Source organism: Shimia sp., from assembly GCF_965227725.1.
GTDB lineage: Bacteria > Pseudomonadota > Alphaproteobacteria > Rhodobacterales > Rhodobacteraceae > Shimia.
In genome coordinates this window covers 247106-264011 of record NZ_CBDDGH010000001.1, presented here as the reverse complement: position 1 = coordinate 264011, position 16906 = coordinate 247106, and the positions used below count along the sequence as shown (strand labels likewise).

General features: G+C 55.3%; 14 protein-coding genes. 13 read left to right on the top strand and 1 reads right to left on the bottom strand.

The features are described from left to right. Nucleotides 1-29: 29 nt before the first annotated feature. Entirely contained in the window at nt 30-824 is a 795-nt protein-coding gene (locus tag ACO07T_RS01245) for an ABC transporter permease (RefSeq protein WP_422047921.1), read from the top strand. A gap of 40 nt (nt 825-864) precedes the next feature. Here ACO07T_RS01245 and ACO07T_RS01240 read toward each other — a convergent pair whose 3' ends face one another. Further along, complete coding sequence (locus ACO07T_RS01240) at nt 865-1527, bottom strand: vWA domain-containing protein (protein WP_422047920.1); 663 nt, start codon at nt 1525-1527, stop codon at nt 865-867. Nucleotides 1528-1732: 205 nt separating this feature from the next. Here ACO07T_RS01240 and ACO07T_RS01235 point away from each other — a divergent pair, with 205 nt between their 5' ends. The 12 genes from ACO07T_RS01235 (at nt 1733) to ACO07T_RS01180 (ending at nt 16906) form a co-directional block, all read left to right on the top strand. Beyond that, complete coding sequence (locus ACO07T_RS01235; RefSeq protein WP_422047919.1) at nt 1733-3883, top strand: S8 family peptidase; 2151 nt, start codon at nt 1733-1735, stop codon at nt 3881-3883. Between the two features lie 289 nt (nt 3884-4172). After that, nucleotides 4173-5480, top strand: coding sequence for a serine/threonine protein kinase (locus ACO07T_RS01230; RefSeq protein ID WP_422047918.1), 1308 nt, complete (start codon nt 4173-4175; stop codon nt 5478-5480). 11 nt (nt 5481-5491) lie between these two features. Next, nucleotides 5492-6721: a hypothetical protein gene (locus ACO07T_RS01225; protein ID WP_422047917.1), complete on the top strand. Its 1230-nt coding sequence runs from the start codon at nt 5492-5494 to the stop codon at nt 6719-6721. Further along, a complete protein-coding gene (locus ACO07T_RS01220; RefSeq protein WP_422047916.1) occupies nt 6705-7664 on the top strand; it encodes a PP2C family protein-serine/threonine phosphatase in 960 nt (319 codons plus the stop codon). The genes ACO07T_RS01225 and ACO07T_RS01220 overlap by 17 nt, the downstream gene beginning before the upstream one ends. Continuing rightward, entirely contained in the window at nt 7661-8857 is a 1197-nt protein-coding gene (locus ACO07T_RS01215) for a hypothetical protein (RefSeq protein ID WP_422047915.1), read from the top strand. Before ACO07T_RS01220 ends, ACO07T_RS01215 begins: the two co-directional genes overlap by 4 nt. Next, nucleotides 8854-10944, top strand: a complete 2091-nt coding sequence (locus tag ACO07T_RS01210; RefSeq protein WP_422047914.1) for a dynamin family protein — start codon at nt 8854-8856, stop codon at nt 10942-10944. The genes ACO07T_RS01215 and ACO07T_RS01210 overlap by 4 nt, the downstream gene beginning before the upstream one ends. Continuing rightward, nucleotides 10941-11894, top strand: a complete 954-nt coding sequence (locus tag ACO07T_RS01205) for a dynamin family protein (protein ID WP_422047913.1) — start codon at nt 10941-10943, stop codon at nt 11892-11894. Before ACO07T_RS01210 ends, ACO07T_RS01205 begins: the two co-directional genes overlap by 4 nt. A 66-nt stretch (nt 11895-11960) precedes the next feature. Continuing rightward, on the top strand, nt 11961-12320 hold the full coding sequence (locus ACO07T_RS01200; RefSeq protein ID WP_209078680.1) for a hypothetical protein: 360 nt from the start codon (nt 11961-11963) through the stop codon (nt 12318-12320). 29 nt (nt 12321-12349) lie between these two features. After that, nucleotides 12350-13099: a hypothetical protein gene (locus ACO07T_RS01195; RefSeq protein ID WP_422047912.1), complete on the top strand. Its 750-nt coding sequence runs from the start codon at nt 12350-12352 to the stop codon at nt 13097-13099. 487 nt (nt 13100-13586) lie between these two features. Then, nucleotides 13587-14564 (top strand): HlyD family secretion protein, encoded by a 978-nt coding sequence (locus ACO07T_RS01190; RefSeq protein WP_422047911.1) that lies wholly within the window; start codon nt 13587-13589, stop codon nt 14562-14564. A gap of 3 nt (nt 14565-14567) precedes the next feature. After that, nucleotides 14568-15758, top strand: coding sequence for an ABC transporter permease (locus ACO07T_RS01185; RefSeq protein WP_422047910.1), 1191 nt, complete (start codon nt 14568-14570; stop codon nt 15756-15758). Continuing rightward, nucleotides 15755-16906, top strand: coding sequence for an ABC transporter permease (locus ACO07T_RS01180; RefSeq protein ID WP_422047909.1), 1152 nt, complete (start codon nt 15755-15757; stop codon nt 16904-16906). Before ACO07T_RS01185 ends, ACO07T_RS01180 begins: the two co-directional genes overlap by 4 nt.

Here is a 16906-nt window from a genome sequence, read left to right as displayed (position 1 = left end):
CGGGGCCCTTTCTGGACTGGATGGCACTTATGGCGAAGGCTTTTCAAAACGCAGGCGCATCAGGCACCGCGCGACGTCCCGTCGTGGTGGCGATTTCGCTTTGCGCGTTGATTACACTTTGGTGGGCTTGCGCCCTGGGGATGGCGGATCCAACGGTCTTGCCATCCCCCGTGGAGGTGATGAAGGTGACGGTCGCGGAGGCCAGTGCCGGCGATTTGTGGCACCACATGAGCGCGACACTCCTGCGTGTGACAGCAGCTTTCACATGCGCCATGCTCTTTGGCACGGTGATCGGCATCGCATTGGGACTGATGCCGCGGTTGAATCACTGGGTCGATCCATGGGTTGTGGTGTTCTTGAACCTGCCTGCTTTGGTGGTGATCGTTCTGGCCTATCTCTGGTTGGGTCTAAACGAGTTTGCAGCCATTTTGGCGGTGTCTGTGAATAAGACGGCTATGGTGATTGTGACCATTCGCGAAGGTGTGCTGGCGCGAGACCGTGCGATTGCAGAGATGGCACAGGTGTTTCGCATGTCGTTGTGGAAGAGGTTACGCCATGTGATTTGGCCGCAGTTGGCACCCTACGTCTCGACATCTGTGCGCAACGGTTTGGCGATGATCTGGAAGATCGTACTGGTGGTCGAATTTTTGGGGCGTGGGAACGGTGTTGGATTTCAGATCCATCTCTATTTCCAGCTCTTTGAGACAGCGCATGTGATGGCCTATTCCTTGAGCTTCGTGGCGGTGATGTTGCTGATCGAGTATTTGCTGGTTCAGACCAGTGAGACCCGCGCCCGCCAGTGGCGGGGCGCAGAGTTGAAATAGTCTGCAGAGTTGAAATAGTCTTCTGGCACTTCGTGCGCATTCAGAACAACAGCGGGCACCCGAGTGTGCGTTGCAGTGCGCTCACCAATTCATCGACGGTTTCGGTCCCGACATAATATCCGCCTGTGCGCTCTGACAGGCACTGTGCCACGCTGATTTTTTGGTCGTAATCACTGTCTTCCGCCCAGCTAAACCGATCTCCGCGTACTTTGAAGCCGATGACATGTACGGTGAGATCGGTGGTTGCGGCCAATTCGGCAGCCACTTGGCACGGCGCACCTCCGCAGGTTTCTTTCCCGTCGGTCACAAGAACAATTGTACCCTTGCCATTGAGTGTCTTGGCCGCAAGGCTCACTGCGTCAGCGATCGCTGTTTCGCCAGCAGGCTGCAAGCGTTCGATGGCCATGATGATAGGTCCTGCCGCATCCGTCGTCGGAGGAAAGCGGAGATCAAGGCCGGTGCAGTTGTTTTCTCCGCCGGGGCCATAGACAATCAAGCCGAGGCGGCGGGTTTGGGCGATGTCGGGGACAGCCCGTTTGATTGCGCGCCGGGCTTCGAAGATGCGCGGTTCGGAGATGTTGTTAAAGCCCATCTCAGCCATAGAGCCAGAGCCGTCAAATACGATCATGGCGTCTTTGGGGCAGTGATTTTGAGCTGCGGCGGCAGAGGTGATCAGACAGAAATAAAAGGCAAGGCGGAACATATCGTCAGGGTCAGACCACAGCCCGCTGCCTGTCAATCGCGCTTTGGTCGGAAATGTGCGATTTTAGGACGTTGGCCAGCATGTGCATGAAGTCCACACATGGTGATTTTTGATCATCTTAAGATTGTATTTCTGTTTAAGCATTGGCTAGTTTTTTTGGCGCATTGTTGCGCGGCAGATTTTACTGAACTGAAGGTCGAGCAAAGTGAAACTATCCACGTCCAAACTGATCGCATTTGCTTTACTACCGGCACTCGTGGCCGGATGTGGTGGCGGAGAGGACGACTCCTCCAGCACCAGTGGCGGGGGAAGTGCGGGATCTGGATCTTCGCTCCCCTTCACAAATAGTCCGACATTGCTTGCGTCCTTCATTGACAATTTGGACGCGGTGCGCGGTACTGCCAATCGGCTTTTGACCCGCGATGCGCGTTATCGCCTGCAAAATGCTCCTGCGGGTGTTTATGTGGATCGGAATGGCAATAACCGCCTGGATGCGGGTATCGATGTTGAGCTGAAGGGCAATCCTATCGAAACGGCGGGCATTCATTATGCCCATGCCGCCGGGCTCACCGGGGCAGGCCAGATCATCGCCTTTTCAGACAATGGGTTCCTGACCTCACATGAAGCCTTCTCCGGCAAATCGATCGCAACAGGATCCAGCCTGTCTGTGGATGATCACGGGACGTTTGTGGCGTCGGTGGCGACTGGGAATTCTTCGGATATGATCGGCGTTGCACCGGACGCTGATGTGATCTTTGGGAGCTTTGATACATTTGCGCAACTGACCGAGACCGCAAATGCCGCCCGCAACGCGCGTGCGGTCGCTCTGAACAACTCCTGGGGATTTGCCAGCCGTCGCGCGAACCTATCGAACTACAATAGTCTTGTGAGCACGTCAGCGGGGTCTGACTACGTGGATGCGTTGTCGCGGTATGCTCAAGACGGGATTGTGCTATTTGCGATCTCCAATGACTCCACAATTTCAAGCGTAGGTTTGCTTCCGGGGTTGCCTATTTTTGAGCCTACGTTGCAGGACAGCTGGATCGCAGTGGTCAACGGCGTTCCCGTCTTGAATGGAGACGACATCGTGGCAGCAGAGCGCGTGTCGGGAGCCTGCCTTGAAGCTGCAGCTTGGTGTATTTCTGCCAACGGCAGTTGGACAGGTGCCAATGCGAGTTCAACGAGTAGCTATGGGTTTGGCACAGGAACTTCTTTTGCTGCGCCAACCGTAGCAGGGGCACTGGCGCTATTGGCAGAAGCCTTTCCAACGATGACAAACAAAGAGCTGCGTGTTCGACTGCTCGCCACCGCCGACAACGAGTTTGACGGCTTTTCCCAAGATGGCACGGTGGAACTGGTCCCCGGTTTTGAGCATGCCTATAGCAGCGAATGGGGACATGGGTTTCTCAATGTCGGCGCGGCGCTTTTGCCGATTGGACAATCCACCGTCACGACAGGGAATGGCACGGTCCTCAACATGGATAAGCCCCTCGTTGTAGCAGGTGGCGCAAGCGGGGATGCTGTTTCGCGGGCGCTGCGCAATGTCGACCTTGTCAGCCGCGATGCATTGTCTGCCAACTTTGTGGTAAACGCCGCGCAATTCGTGGCGGAGCGCCAGTCGGCACCGCTGTTTTCGCTCGCTGACATCGCTGCTTTTGACCGGATCGAGACGCCCCAGTCTGGCGGAGCAGCATTCTTCGGGGATCGGCGCAGCATCCCGCTTTTTACAAACAACACAGATCTAGACATTCGGCTTTTCCAATCGACCGGCGACGGCCAAGACAATATGGGTTTTGGCGTTACGCGCGGGTTTGATCTGGGCCTTGCCAGCTTGCACGTCAGTGCGACTTACGGTGATGACACGGCAACCCTCCTGTCGGACTGGAATGGCGGTACCAACTCTTCGATCTTTGCAGTGGATATGGCCTTGTCCGCGGATATCACTGAGGCGGCGCAGCTTAGTTTTGAGTTCGGCTATGCCTTGGGCGAAGAGAACTCTGGCCTTGGTCAAGCTGCGGACGTTCTAATGAATGCCGGAGCGCTCAGATTGTCTCATCACGGGGTGTGGGCGCACAATGACCGGCTGAGTGTGGCGGTGTCGTTGCCTGCGGCGATTTCATCTGGCTCCACCTCAGTTGCTTTGCCGGTGCTGTCCGCCAATGGTGTCGCCACGACCCGAAGTGTTGCGATTGATCTGGCGCCAGAAGAGCGGGAAATGCGGATCGCGCTGAACTATGTGCGGCCGCTCACCGATCATACGAACTTTGGGGTGTCGCTCGCGCATGCTCAGAATCGGGGCAACATCGCCGGAGAGCGTGAAACGGCCATTCTGTTCGGGTTCAGGACGCGCTTCTAAGGAAGCTGTGACTTGCGGTTGATACGATTTTAATAGCCCCATTAAGTGTTTGTTAATACTCTCATTTGTGAGTTCCACCTTTGAGGGCGGTGACAGGGGCGTACTCTCCCTTTGGGCGGCTTTTGAGCCAGCCTCTAAATATTCGCATCAAACCTGAATGGAGTGTCACACCCATTGCGCGGTGATGACACGATCAAAACACATTTCGTTCACAACTTGGCCCTGTCGCTGGGGATCTGCACTCGCATTTCTGAGCCAACAGCCACAGGAACCAAGGGGATGAGCGTGCATGCACGACGCTGAAGAAATATATGCTGCGTTGGCGTCAGGCACCGAGTTACTGCGTGGTCAGTACAAGATCATTCGCCCGCTTGGTCAGGGGGGTTTTGGACTTACCTATTTGGCGCATGACAGCCTGAACCGCACGGTGGTCATAAAAGAATGTTTCCCGTCTCAGATCTGTGGGCGAAATGGCATCTTCGTTCAGCCGTTTGAGGCGCAGGACGCCCCGTATTTCAGCGCCATTTTGGAGCAGTTTCAAGAAGAGGCCTTACGTCTCGCGGAACTCGATCATCCGGGTATCGTCGGTGTCCACCAGACCTTTGCTGAAAATGGCACGGCATACACCGCAATGGATTTTGTGGAGGGCGTTGACCTGCTGGATCTGGTCGAACGGGCACCTGGGCGGTTGACCCGGAGCACCATCGACAGCGTTTTGCGACAGGTTTTAGACGCGCTTCGGTATTTGCATGATCGAGGTATTTTGCATCGTGACATTGCGCCAGACAATCTCATTCTCAGCGAGACAGGCCAGGTCACTTTGATCGATTTTGGTGCGGCCTATGCTTCTAGTGAACACGACGACGGTCAAAAGCGTCGGATGTTGGCGGTGAAAGACGGCTATTCCCCGCCTGAGTTTTATTCGGCAGAGGGCAGCCAGGGATCCTATAGCGACATCTATTCGCTAGGAGCGCTCTGTCATCTGATGTTTGTGGGGGATCCCCCGCCGGATGCGCAGGCCCGGGTTGAGATGACCGAAGCCGATCAGGGTGATCCTTACGCGGCGTTGGAAACGACAAACTCTGATCTGGATATTCGGCTGTTGATCGCAACGGATCGTGCTTTGACTTTGGACGCCAAAGAGCGTTTGCGAAGCGCCGATGACTGGATCCGCGTGATGGATGGACCGGTTCCCAAACCTCTGGCAGAGTTTGACCCCGCAGTGGTTGGCGTCATCAAAGATCTTGTGAGTGATACAAATCGTGTGCTGCAGCCTGGCTTGCCGCAAGCGCTTAAAGCGCAGCGGAAGATCGACCAGCCGATAGCGCCGAAACCTCAGAAGCAAAAGCAGTATGTCGATGTCTTTGGCGATCCGATTGAGGACGTTGAGGCCTATCTGGCTGAGCAAGACAAACTATGCAGTGCGCGCGCGCGACAGTCAGAAGCGTCTTTGAAACATGGCGGTATGCTGACTGCCGCTGCTGGCGGTCGGAAGGCTCCAAGGAATAAGTCAGGCAAAGCCTCTTTGTTCCACCGTTTCTGCGACCGCTTCAGAGCACGCCATGACGTCCCCGAAACCCGTATTCTCCAAACCTGAAGGAACAGCACATGAGGTTCATTCGAGATATCATCAATGAAAAAACGCAGGCCGCCAGCAGTGGTGATGCCTCAGCACTGCGCTATCCGCTGCGCTTGAGAGAAGAGGATCGCACTGACCTCTCACCAGAGCCGGAGTTGGTGGAGGAAGAGCTGTCCTCAACCGAGGCCGAGCTGGAACATGGCTCCTTTTTTGATGTCCCTGAGGAGACTGCAGCGGCAGATGAGTTCGAGGCTCCCTCGGAGGAGTCTTCTATTGATTTCTCATCCATTGCTGACGCGCTGGGCTCGCAGTCTTCTACGGTTCAAGGAAGTGTCCAGACTTCGGTACAAGAACTTCAGGAGGCCGCGCCCGTTATGGAAGGGGCCTCAGAAGGTTTGAAACCTGAAATCGCTGAGTCCGACGTTTTCTCAGATGTTGAAGATAGCGCTTCCTGGGCAAGCGATATGCCTAGATTGGTTGAAGCGGATGCGTTCAATTGGGCGGGCCAGAAACCGTCGACTGCGCCGGCACCGTCGTTTGGCCAGCCTGCGGCAGAAGAGCCAGAGCGTATACTGCAGAAAGCTCCGGAGGCTGTCGCGCCACACGTTGCGGAACCACTGGCAGAAAAGCCCGCTATGGTACGGCGCTCACCTGAGCGTTCTCAGGACGCTGTAGGAACACAGGAGGTCCCAAGTGTTTCTGAGCAGAAGCCGTCTCCGGAAATGGCTCCCTTGCCGTCTTCGGTGACTGCGCATCGCACCGGTGGCGGTCGCGGCTCCAAAGGTCGTGTTAAAACGCGCTTGCTCGGGTTTAGCGGTCCACAAAGCACAGTTCATGATCCCATGAGCCAATCGCGTGAAGCGGCGCCTGCGGTGCAGGCGCAGTTCCCAGTTGGATGGCTTGTCGTGGTCGATGGCCCCGGAAGAGGCGCTTCTTTTGCTTTGTTTGACGGGCTGACCCAAATAGGGCGGGGCGAAGGCCAGACGGTCCGATTGGATTTTGGCGACAATACGATCTCTCGCGAGAACCATGCGGCCATTGCCTTTGATGGCGAACAGCGTCGGTTCTTTTTTGGGCATGGCGGAAAGGCCAATCTGGTGCGCCTGAACGGTCGTCCTGTTCTGAGCACAGAAGATTTGGCGACCAATAGCGTCATCCGCATCGGCGAAACCACGCTACGCTTTGTGGCGCTGTGTGGCGAAGAATTCTCTTGGGTGGGCCAAGATATGGAAGTTCCTGGACATGCCCAATTTGGATGATGTTTGCTTTGATGTCGTAACCGGTCTGAATATCGGTAAGCGCGAGCGTCAGGAGGATGCGGTGATCGCCGATTTTCCTCTTGGGGCGCCTCTTGGCTTTGCCGTTCTGTCTGACGGGATGGGAGGGCACGCCTCAGGCGATGTGGCCAGCGGCATCGTGGTGACAGAATTGTTTAGCGAGCTGAAAATGCTCGCTGAAAATCCGGAGGCACTTGAAGCCAACATCGGCGATGCCTTGCAGGCCGCAGTGGTGGGCGCCAATGACTGCATTCGGCTCTATGAAAAAGAGAATCCAAACGCGCGCGGGATGGGGGCAACCCTTGTGGCGCCGATCCTCTTTGGCAATCGGCTGTATTGGGTGTCGATTGGGGATTCACCTCTGTTTTTGTTTAGAGGCGGGCGGCTTTTCCGGCTGAACGAAGATCACTCTTACGCGGCGCAAATAGATGAGCTTCATGCGCGTGGTGTCATCCCATTGGAAGAAGCTCTGAACCACCCAGACCGCAGCTGCCTGATTTCGGTGATGTCTGGCGGGCAAATTGCCAAGGTCGACTACCGCACGGAGCCGATGCGGTTGCAGGACGGTGATATACTGCTGGCTGCCAGCGATGGGCTTCTCTCCCTGACAGAGAAGCAAATCAGTGAGGTCTTGAGCGATCAAAATGATGCCTCCAGCCAGCAAATCGGCGCGGCTCTTATGGAGGCCGTCCATGCAGCTGGAGATCCTGAGCAGGACAATCTCTCAATTTGTTTGATCAAGGTGCAAAGCCGCGAGGCCATGCTTGCGCGCAAACTTGGTGAAGATGCGGAGGTATGTGCTGTTGAGGACCGCTCAAAAGATGAGAGCCAAGTGGCCAGCGAAGTCATGCATATCGACCGGACGGCGCGCGCCGGCCGTGTACACACTGTCTTAAGTCTTTCGCGGAAGGTGAGAAACGCATGAGGGGTCAACAGCAACGCGTTGTGCAGGAGTTGCGTGAAGCGCTTGATCAGGGCCGCATTGGTGGACGGCATCAAGCCATCGGCGTTCAACTGATCAATCATCTATCCGATGCGGTGCGCGTTGTGCTGCTCGGAAGACCTGGTAGTGGGAAATCTGCTGTTGTGAATATGATGCTGGGTGAGGACCTATTGGGTAGCTTGCCGCAGGCATCTGTGACCGAAGTGTCTTATGGAGAGACTAGGCAAGTCACTGCGGAATGGAATGATGGCACGGTACAGCCTTTAGATGGCAACCAAGCACATCAGAGGGATGCGCGCCGTCTGATCGTCACACTTCCGCACTCGCTTCTAAAAACACACAGCTTTTGTGAAGTGAGCCTGCCAGAAGACGTCAGTAAACAGGCGGATTTGTTCGATTACGCGTTGCAAAAAGGCCAGGTGTTTATCTGGTGCAGTGAGGCTTTTGATGAGACGGAGCGAGGCATTTGGGCAAAGGCGCCGGATGCTGTCAAAGATCATAGTGTGCTCGCTCTGACGAAAGCGGACCGCCAGATCATGAAAGGTGATCTGGCCCAGAAAATTGCGGATCTCGAAGCCGTCACTGAGGATGAATTCCTTGGCCTCTATCCTGTAGCCGCGCTGCACGGGCTGACAGCTCGAATGCCTGAAAGCGAACAGCCGGAGCTTTGGGAAGCGTCAGGCGGGAAAGATTTGTTTAGTGCGGTTCAGGCACAGGTGAATTCCGGCAGAGCGGCCGAGTTGGATCGTGCGGCTTTGTTGCTTGCGCAATTGGCGTCTGAAAATGGGAACTCAGGCAAAGACTCGTTTGACGCCCCTACCTGCTCAACCGAGATTTTAGATCCGGCGGCTGAACAGCAGGTAGAGATGCTGGAGCAGTTGCAGGGGCAACTGGTCTCTTTTGCTAAGGGTCTCATGGCAGAGCTGGATGAAGGCAAGACGCCAGATGCCAAGATCGTGCTGCAGCAATGCACAAATGCAGTGCGTGAGATTGTGGGGACATTGGAACCACAGGTTGGGCAAAGCGCTGATTTTGCGTCTCTGCTTGATGACGCGAGAGATGGGGAAGACATGCTGATGTTGTTGCAAGTGGAGCAAGGGCCAACTGCTGCCGAGGACGCGATCTTCTTGATGTTGCAGCTGAAAAAAGAAATCGGAGCGAGGGCGCAGGCATGAACGTTCAATTGAGACAGGCCCCTGAAACTGAGGTGCGCGCTCCAAAACGGCTTGTAAGCCGGCGCTCTGGCCTGGAAACGCTGGAAAATTTCGGTGCAAATCTTTGCGCTTTGGATGAGCTGCTGAAAGACCTGTCGCAAATGACCGGAGACAACGCGACACGTGCGGTGGAGCGTTTGCGTAAAGATATTGCCGGGTTCGAACCTACGATCACTGTGCTGGGGCAGGTCAAATCCGGCAAAACAACGCTGGTCAACGCTTTGGCAGGCTGGTCCGATCTCCTGCCGTCTGATGTGAACCCCTGGACCTCTGTTGTAACGTCGTTGCATTTGAAGCCAGCTTCCAAACCATCTGAAACCGGTGCGTCCTTTCGTTTCATGAAGGAAGCGGATTGGGAGCGCTTGCTCAATCAGGGCGGACGGATTGGTGAAATGGCCAGCCGTGCGGGTGCTGAGAGTGAGCTCAAAAAGATCGGCGAGCAAATTGAGAAGGTGCGGAACAAGGCGCAGAACCGTCTTGGGAAGAAGTTTGATTTGCTGCTTGGGGAAACCCATGACTACGGCTATTTCGACAAAAATCTGCTCGAGCGTTATATCGTCATGGGGGATGACTTTGGCGTAGAAGATGACGCGCAAGCCGATCAGGGGCGCTTTGCTGACATTGTCTCCTCTGCTGATCTGTTCCTGAATTGTGAAACCGTGCCGGTGCCTTTGTGTCTGCGGGATACGCCAGGTGTGAATGACACATTTATGATGCGTGAGCAGGTCACCATTCAGGCTATTCGCGACAGCAAGATGTGCGTGGTTGTATTGTCTGCGGGGCAGGCTCTGACATCCGTGGACATGGGCCTCATCCGCCTGATTTCGAACCTTAAATCGCGCAATGTTCTGATCTTTGTGAACCGCATTGACGAACTCTCCAATCCTGCACAGCAGATCCCGGAGATAGAAGCGAGCATCCGGCAAACGCTGCGCGACAAGCAGGGGCCGGAAGACGCGCAAATTCTCTTTGGCAGCGCTTATTGGGCCAACAAGGTGTTGACCGGCAGCATTGAGGGAATGCCGGATGTGTCGAGCCGGGCGCTGTTTGAGTGGGCCGAAGTCGCGCTTGATCCCCAATACAGCCAGACTGATCCCAACGAAATGGTGTGGGAACTTTCAGGTTTGAGCGCGCTGTTTCGTGCTGTCTCAGAGCGGATACTAGAAGAGCAGGGCGTGCCCTTTCTGGAGAAAACTACGGGTGCCGCGCTGACGATTGCGACCAGCCAAATGGCGGCTGGCATGGTCAATATCCCAAGTGACGGGAGCCGTGCGCAGACGCTGACGACGTATGATGCAATTCAGGCCTTTGAAAAACTCGCGGCTTTCCATGCCGACGCGTTCCAAAAGGAATTGGGTGCGGCGATAGCTGAGTTTCATTTGAGAGCAGATCGCGCCCATGCCAAGTTCATTGACCGGGCCTTGCGATCTCTCCTGAGCCACTTGGAAAACTATGGCAATCATATCGTCTGGGACTACGACCCGGTTGGGCTGCGGATGTTGTTGAGATCCGCTTACACCGTGTTTGGTGCAAACGTGCGATCTGCGTCTGAGGGGCGTTTTGAGGCGGCCATGGCGGATATTGCCATGCTCTATGCCGATGCGTTTGGTAGCGCAGTGCAGGGCATACAGATGGCGCCACCAGCCCTGCCAAACATGCCTGCGCCGGTTGCGTTTGGTCAAACCATCGCGCTTGATTTCAATGATGGCTGGTGGATTTCCTGGTGGAACCGCATCCGCGGCCACAAGGCCTTTGCCAAGCGGTTCCAGAACCTCATTGCACGCGAGACTGAGGATTTCATGCGCCAGTCCAAGGAAATTCAAACTGCTCAAGTGCGCGAGATGGCAGCGGTCACCTTGCAAGATTTCTTTGCGCAACACCGGGACATCATGAAGGAAATTAGCGTTGACCCTCGCGGCGGTGACTTGCAGAAGCTGTTCCACAGTGGAGAAGAAGGACAGAAACGCGAAAAACTTGAGCGGCTGATAACGGAATTCGAGGAATTGCGAGATAAAAGCAGGATTGGGCTTGAAGGACACCACGCATGACACAGCCGAACTCCGACCATGTGGCCAACCCTGCAGGTGTGGCTCACCGTAAGCCACGGATTGCTTTGATGGGCGAATTCAGTGCCGGTAAGAGCACGCTGATGAATCTCCTTCTTGGTGGAGAGCCTATGCCTGTGCGTATTACGGCGACACGCGTTCCGCCCGTTTGGGTGACTTTTGGCACTGATGCAGCGACCCGTATTCTTGAAGATGGCTCCTCAGAAGCCCTCGAAGTGGAAGGGTTTGCGGAAGCGCCGGTTGAAGGGACGCGCTTGATCCAACTGGCAATGGATGCGGATATTCTTCAGCTTTGTGATCTCATCGATATTCCCGGAATTTCCGATCCGAACATGAAGCACGAAGACTGGATGGGGTTGCTGGATGAGGTAGACTGTGTCCTTTGGTGCACGCACGCAACGCAGGCTTGGCGACAGTCGGAAGCGGCGTTGTGGGAGCAGGTTTCCGCTGCCGTAAAAGGGCCGAACTATCTTGTGGTCACTCAGTATGACAAATTGCGTGCCGAGCGTGATCGAGCGCGGGTTCTTGCGCGGCTCAATTCCGAAACGGAAGGACTTTTTGCAGCCATACTTCCGATTGCGACACTGGACGCAGTGAATGCGGGACAGGATGAAGAGGCCTGGAAAGCAAGCGGTGGCGCCGATTTGGTGGCGCAGATCGTGCAAGCGTTGGTGGCGCTGACACAGCCTGAGAGCGCTTTAGGGATTGAAGTCCACGCAGGCTGTGAGCTGCAGGATGAAGACCATCAGCTCGATGCTGATCTGGGGATTGAGGATGCGCCAGACGAAGAGCTGGCAACCGCAGAAGAGGCGTCACAAAACCGTGTTGTGCCACGCCGAGTGCGCCCAAAAATCAGCAACCCAGAGCGACCGCCGGCGCCGCCAAAGGAGCTGCCACCCTTGAGCGTAGTCACGCCATTGGAGAAGCACTGATTTGTTTGGCGGGGGTAGATCAACTGTCTCGGGTGCTTCGGGTGAGAGGAAAGGTGGGCGACAAGCGTGAATATTGCAGCACAAATTGATGTGTTACGCGCAGAAATTCCCGGATGCCGTGTGGTGGCTTTTGCGGACCTAAAAACACGCCTTGTGCTCAAGGCGTCTCACCAACCTGATGTGCGGCGTGAAACGCTTGATCAACTCTGTATCCAGGCAGCGCAGAGCTTTGATCTGTTGTCGGGTGAGGGCGTTTCCATTCCGGAAGACGCGTTTGCATTGTCGCCCGAGGACATGCGTATTTTTATGCGTGATGCGGCGGGCACGTCCGATTTGTTGTGTTTTGTTTGTGGCCTAGAGAGCGATCCTGATCAGGTCGTGGCTATGGGGCGTAAGGTGCTTACTTCATTGACGGTCCCATCATGATGGCCGCGCGGAAGGGGCATAAGGCCGAGGTGAGTCAAGTCGACGATGGCTTTGCTGATGCGATCCGATTGTTTGCACAGGATCGGGACGGGTACTATGGCATGTGGCATGCCTTTAAAAGCACTCAAGATCTTTTGGCGGCAATTGTCGCTGAGATAGGTGAAACGGTTCTCGCGCGTCGCATCGCCGTGTTTGGGGAAGAGCAAAATGTGCGGGTGCTTCTGACCGTGAGCAACCGCCACCTTGTTGATATCGAGGGCGTTGGCCCGCAATTGGAAGATGCGAATGGTGCGGCGGTAATCGAGCTGTTGAGTAAAGCTCTCGCGGGATGCGCTACGCTGAAGTTTGAGATCGTAGAGCGCAGTCCTGAGCTGCTTGAAACAGGCCGCTCTTGGTCGCATGCGTCACTATTGAAAGCCTTGCATGAGGAGAGTGCACCAGACGGGCAAAGGCAAGTCTTGGAGACACTCAGAGACAAGCTAAAGGCTATGGCTCTGTCTTGGCGTGATTTCGCTCCTGTGGCTGGGCAGCCACTCTCAGATGGTAACCCCGAGGATCTTGGACTGATTGACCGATGTCTCACGCGCGCTTCTGAAAACACCGGCAAACAAAAGCTCTGGAAACCTGCGAATGCGACCCTCAACATGCTATCTGTTGCTGACGATCGCGTGCTTGTTCTCCTTGAAACGCCTGAAGGTAACTTGGGTGTCGTATGTCGCGCCAGTCACCGTGCCGCGATATTTGAGCTTTGGCGCGCGTTCGTGGCAGCCACTTCATAGGGCTGCGGTGAAGAGCTGGTGTTTTGATTTGGTGACCTCTGTACGGTCAGAATCTCACAGTTGCTCTGTCCGAAAGTGCTAATCTCTTGTCCGTCCTAATCATGTGCTGTGTGAATGGAATTGCTCATATTTGCTGTGACTTAAAGTGGGGATCTGAGCCGGATCGAACGGCATTCGTTTGAAGGAGTGTACCAACACAGAATGCTGTTGATCTTAGCGAGCGACGTAGCGGAGCTAAAATGATCTGCTGTGTTTCGTTGTAGTCGTCTTAAAAATATGGGCGTTTCAACCAGCTTCCCAAATTCGCCTTTGCGGTAGTAGCATTTTTACTTCCGCGCCCCGATTGTCCACGTACCCTCTCTCTCTTCCTTCCACGTGGATGATCGGGGCTCTAATTTCAGGCTTCCCGAGCATGCGGCAGCCTCTTTCATAGGTTCGTTGAGTGGTTTGCTGCTCAATGGGCAGCAAACACAGACGGAACGATCACATGTCGGTAAAAAAACTTCTTGCCGTTTTTCTAATCCTTGCGGCCGCCATTGGCGGTTATTTTTATTATGAGACGCAGGGGCCTGCCGCCTTGGTGGTGCAGGGTGAAGTTGAGGCCACGCGCATCGATTTAGCAGGCAAGGTTTCCGGCCGTGTCGCAGAGGTGAACGCAGATTTTGGTGATCGCGTTGTTGCCGGAGATGTCTTGGTTGTTTTGAACAGCCCCCAGCTTGAAGCGTCGCTTGCAAGCGCAAAGGCTGCACAGCGTGTGGCGGTGGCGAATCGTGATCTTATCTTTGCCACCCGGCCAGAGACGATTGATGCACGTGCAGCCGAGTTTGAGCGTGCGAAAGCCGATCTGGTGCTCGCTGAGAAAGTCTATGAACGTATCCGTCAGCTTACAGAGCATTCCACAGCGTCTATTCAGCGCCTTGACGAGGCATCCAATACGCTAAGTGCCGCAAAGCAGAATGTTCTGGCCACGGAAGCCAATCTGCGCCTTGCGCAGAACGGCAATAGCGTGGAACAGAAGGCGGCGGCAGAGGCGCAAGTTCTGCAGGCGGATGCGAGTGTGTCGCGCACAAAGACGGATATTGCCGAGCTAACCATTTCGGCACCGATCAACGGGCAAGTCACCGCGCGTCTTGCGGAACCTGGTGAGCTGTTTTCTTCCGGCGCGATTTTGATGTCGATTGTGGATATTGAAAATGCCTGGTTCACCTTTAACCTGCGCGAAGATCTGTTGAACGGGCTTAACGTTGGGCAAGAACTCGACGTTCAAATTCCTGCACTCAACAATCGGATGATCCCCGCGAAGGTCACCGCCGTCAATGCCGAGGGCAACTATGCAAACTGGCGCGCGACCAAAGCCACGGGTGATTTTGATCTGCGCACATTCTCTATTCGTCTGGAGCCGATTGAGCGTGATGTGGAACTGCGTCCTGGCATGAGTGCGCTGATTGCCTGGAAGAGACGCTGAGCCATGGCGCGCCCACTCCCTGCCGGCTTTTGGCGCGTTTTTCGCCGAGAACTCAGACGGATACAGGCACGCCCCAACCTTGCATTTATGCTCGGGCCGTTTCCTCTGTTTTTGATGTTGCTGCTTTCCGCGGTGTTTTCCGCGGGGTTGCCGCGTGATCTGTCGGTGGCTGTTGTCGACAACGACGGCACGTCTTTGTCGCGACAAGCGATCCGTATGGTAGATGCAACACCGGATGTCACGGTGACGCTGCAAGTGGCAAACCTGGCAGAAGGCAAGCAGGCGATCATTCGCGGCGATGTCTACGCGGTTATCCTCTTTCCTGAAAACATGGAGAGAGATTTGCTGAGCGCGCGCCAGCCAGAAGTCGTTACCTTCTATAACAATCAGCTTTTGACGATTGGTGGCATTGTCTCCCGCGCAACGCGGCAAGCGCTTTCGACCTTTTCTGCCGGTGTCTCGGTGCGCGTGTTGACAAACAATGGCCTAACCCAAGAGGCGGCACTTGAGGCCATTCGGCCAATCCCGTTGCAGCAAAGCCCGTTGTTTAATCCGGCGTTGGATTACACTCAGTTCCTGCTCGCAGCGCTAATGCCGACGGTTCTTTTGATTTTTATCAGTGCCGGAGCTGCGCTGAACGTCGCGCGGGATCTGCAACAGCACAATGGCGCGCGGAATTTGGTGCGTTTGGGAGGCTCGGCGCTGCCTGCTTTGGCGGGCAAACTGACACCCTACCTATTGGCGTTTTTGCTGACGCTTATCTTTGGCGACGCCATTCTTTTTGGCTACTTTGATGCCCCGTTTCAGGGCAGCATGCTGCTGCATGTGGCGTATTCGTTGCTGTTCATCGCAAGTTCTCTTTGCTTGGGGGCATTCATTGCGACGGTTGCTGGCGATACGGTTGCTGCACTTGGCATGACTGGCGTTATGACTGGTCCTGCCTTTGGTTTCGCAGGGATCAGCTTTCCACGCATTATGATGAACAATTTTGCCTGGGCATGGGGCGGTTTGCTGCCCTTGATTCCGTATCTGCAATTGCGGGTGGATCAGGTTTTGCGCGGAACCCCAATTGAGACTTCGCTTCCAACCTTGGGATGGTTGGCGCTGCAAATGCTGGTGTACGGCGGGTTGGCGCTGTTGGTGCTAAAGCGCAAAGCTTCACGCCCTGAGCTGTCCAAGGAGGCTGCCGCATGAAGATGTTTGTGTTGGCAATGATGGATGCCCTTAAGCGCCTCTTCGCAAACAAGGGCGCCCGGATGACCATGGTGGTGTCGATCCTGATTTATGCTTGCTTGTACCCGCAGCCCTATCGGGGCGAAGTCGTACGCGATGTGCCGATTGTGGCGGTTGATCAGGACGGATCCACCGCGAGCCGTGAGTTTTTGCGCCGGATACACAACAGCGATAGCGTCGAGATCATTGCTACAGTCGACGGGCTTCCTGCGGCAGAGGCAATGTTCTTTGATCGCAAGGCTTATGGTGTTGTGATTGTGCCTCCGTCATTTGAGCATGATCTGCTGAAGGGACAAAATGCGCCGGTGGCCGTTTATGGCGACGGTGGCTACTTTTTGATCTATGGAGCATTTGTGGCTGCGGCGAACAACGCAGCGCAAAGCCTAGGCGCTGAAATTCGACAGCAGAGGCTGACATCCGTAGGATTGGATACGGATGCGGCGCAGACGCTTATATCGCCGATTAATCAGACATCTGTGGCGCTCTTCAATCCGCAAGGCGGCTTTGGCAGCTATGTTGTGCCAGCAGCATTCGTTCTAATTTTGCAGCAGACCCTGCTGATGGGTATCGCCATCATGCACGCCGGCCAACCGGCCCGCCCCGGTATCCAGAGAGTGGCGACCCCCGCCGCCTATATACTCTTGTATCTTGTTTGGATCATTGTGACGCAGCTCGCATTGCCTGCGATCTATGGGATTCCCTGGATTGGCAACATCTGGACGCTGTTTGCTGTCGCGGTTCCCTTTTTGATTGCGGTGAATGCGATGGGGTTCGCGTTGACACATTTGATCCGAAATCGGGAAAGTGTGGTCTTCTTCCTTGTTGTGCAGGGGATGCCGCTTTTCTTCATTGCCGGTGTTGCCTGGCCGATGGAGAGCATTCCTTGGTGGATCGCCTGGGCCGCCCATATTGTTCCATCGACGTCAGCGATTGATGCGTTCTTGCGTGTCGATCAGATGGGGGCGTCTGTTCAGGACGTACTGCCGACCATCCGTCTGCAATTGGCGTTGGCTGTTGGGTATTGGTGTATCGCGTATGTTTTACACGATCGGCAGTTCCCCAAAGCGCAGGGGAACCACCTGAAACCCGCTGATACGCAGACTTCGTAG

Excerpts from the sequence above, each read along its gene's own strand:
- ACO07T_RS01205 (WP_422047913.1), top strand. The coding sequence starts at position 10,941 with ATGACACAGCCGAACTCCGACCATGTGGCCAACCCTGCAGGTGTGGCT.
- ACO07T_RS01180 (WP_422047909.1), top strand. The coding sequence starts at position 15,755 with ATGAAGATGTTTGTGTTGGCAATGATGGATGCCCTTAAGCGCCTCTTC.
- ACO07T_RS01215 (WP_422047915.1), top strand. The coding sequence starts at position 7,661 with ATGAGGGGTCAACAGCAACGCGTTGTGCAGGAGTTGCGTGAAGCGCTT.
- ACO07T_RS01240 (WP_422047920.1), bottom strand. The coding sequence starts at position 1,527 with ATGTTCCGCCTTGCCTTTTATTTCTGTCTGATCACCTCTGCCGCCGCA.
- ACO07T_RS01245 (WP_422047921.1), top strand. The coding sequence starts at position 30 with ATGGCGAAGGCTTTTCAAAACGCAGGCGCATCAGGCACCGCGCGACGT.
- ACO07T_RS01225 (WP_422047917.1), top strand. The coding sequence starts at position 5,492 with ATGAGGTTCATTCGAGATATCATCAATGAAAAAACGCAGGCCGCCAGC.
- ACO07T_RS01230 (WP_422047918.1), top strand. The coding sequence starts at position 4,173 with ATGCACGACGCTGAAGAAATATATGCTGCGTTGGCGTCAGGCACCGAG.
- ACO07T_RS01190 (WP_422047911.1), top strand. The coding sequence starts at position 13,587 with ATGTCGGTAAAAAAACTTCTTGCCGTTTTTCTAATCCTTGCGGCCGCC.
- ACO07T_RS01185 (WP_422047910.1), top strand. The coding sequence starts at position 14,568 with ATGGCGCGCCCACTCCCTGCCGGCTTTTGGCGCGTTTTTCGCCGAGAA.
- ACO07T_RS01220 (WP_422047916.1), top strand. The coding sequence starts at position 6,705 with ATGCCCAATTTGGATGATGTTTGCTTTGATGTCGTAACCGGTCTGAAT.
- ACO07T_RS01210 (WP_422047914.1), top strand. The coding sequence starts at position 8,854 with ATGAACGTTCAATTGAGACAGGCCCCTGAAACTGAGGTGCGCGCTCCA.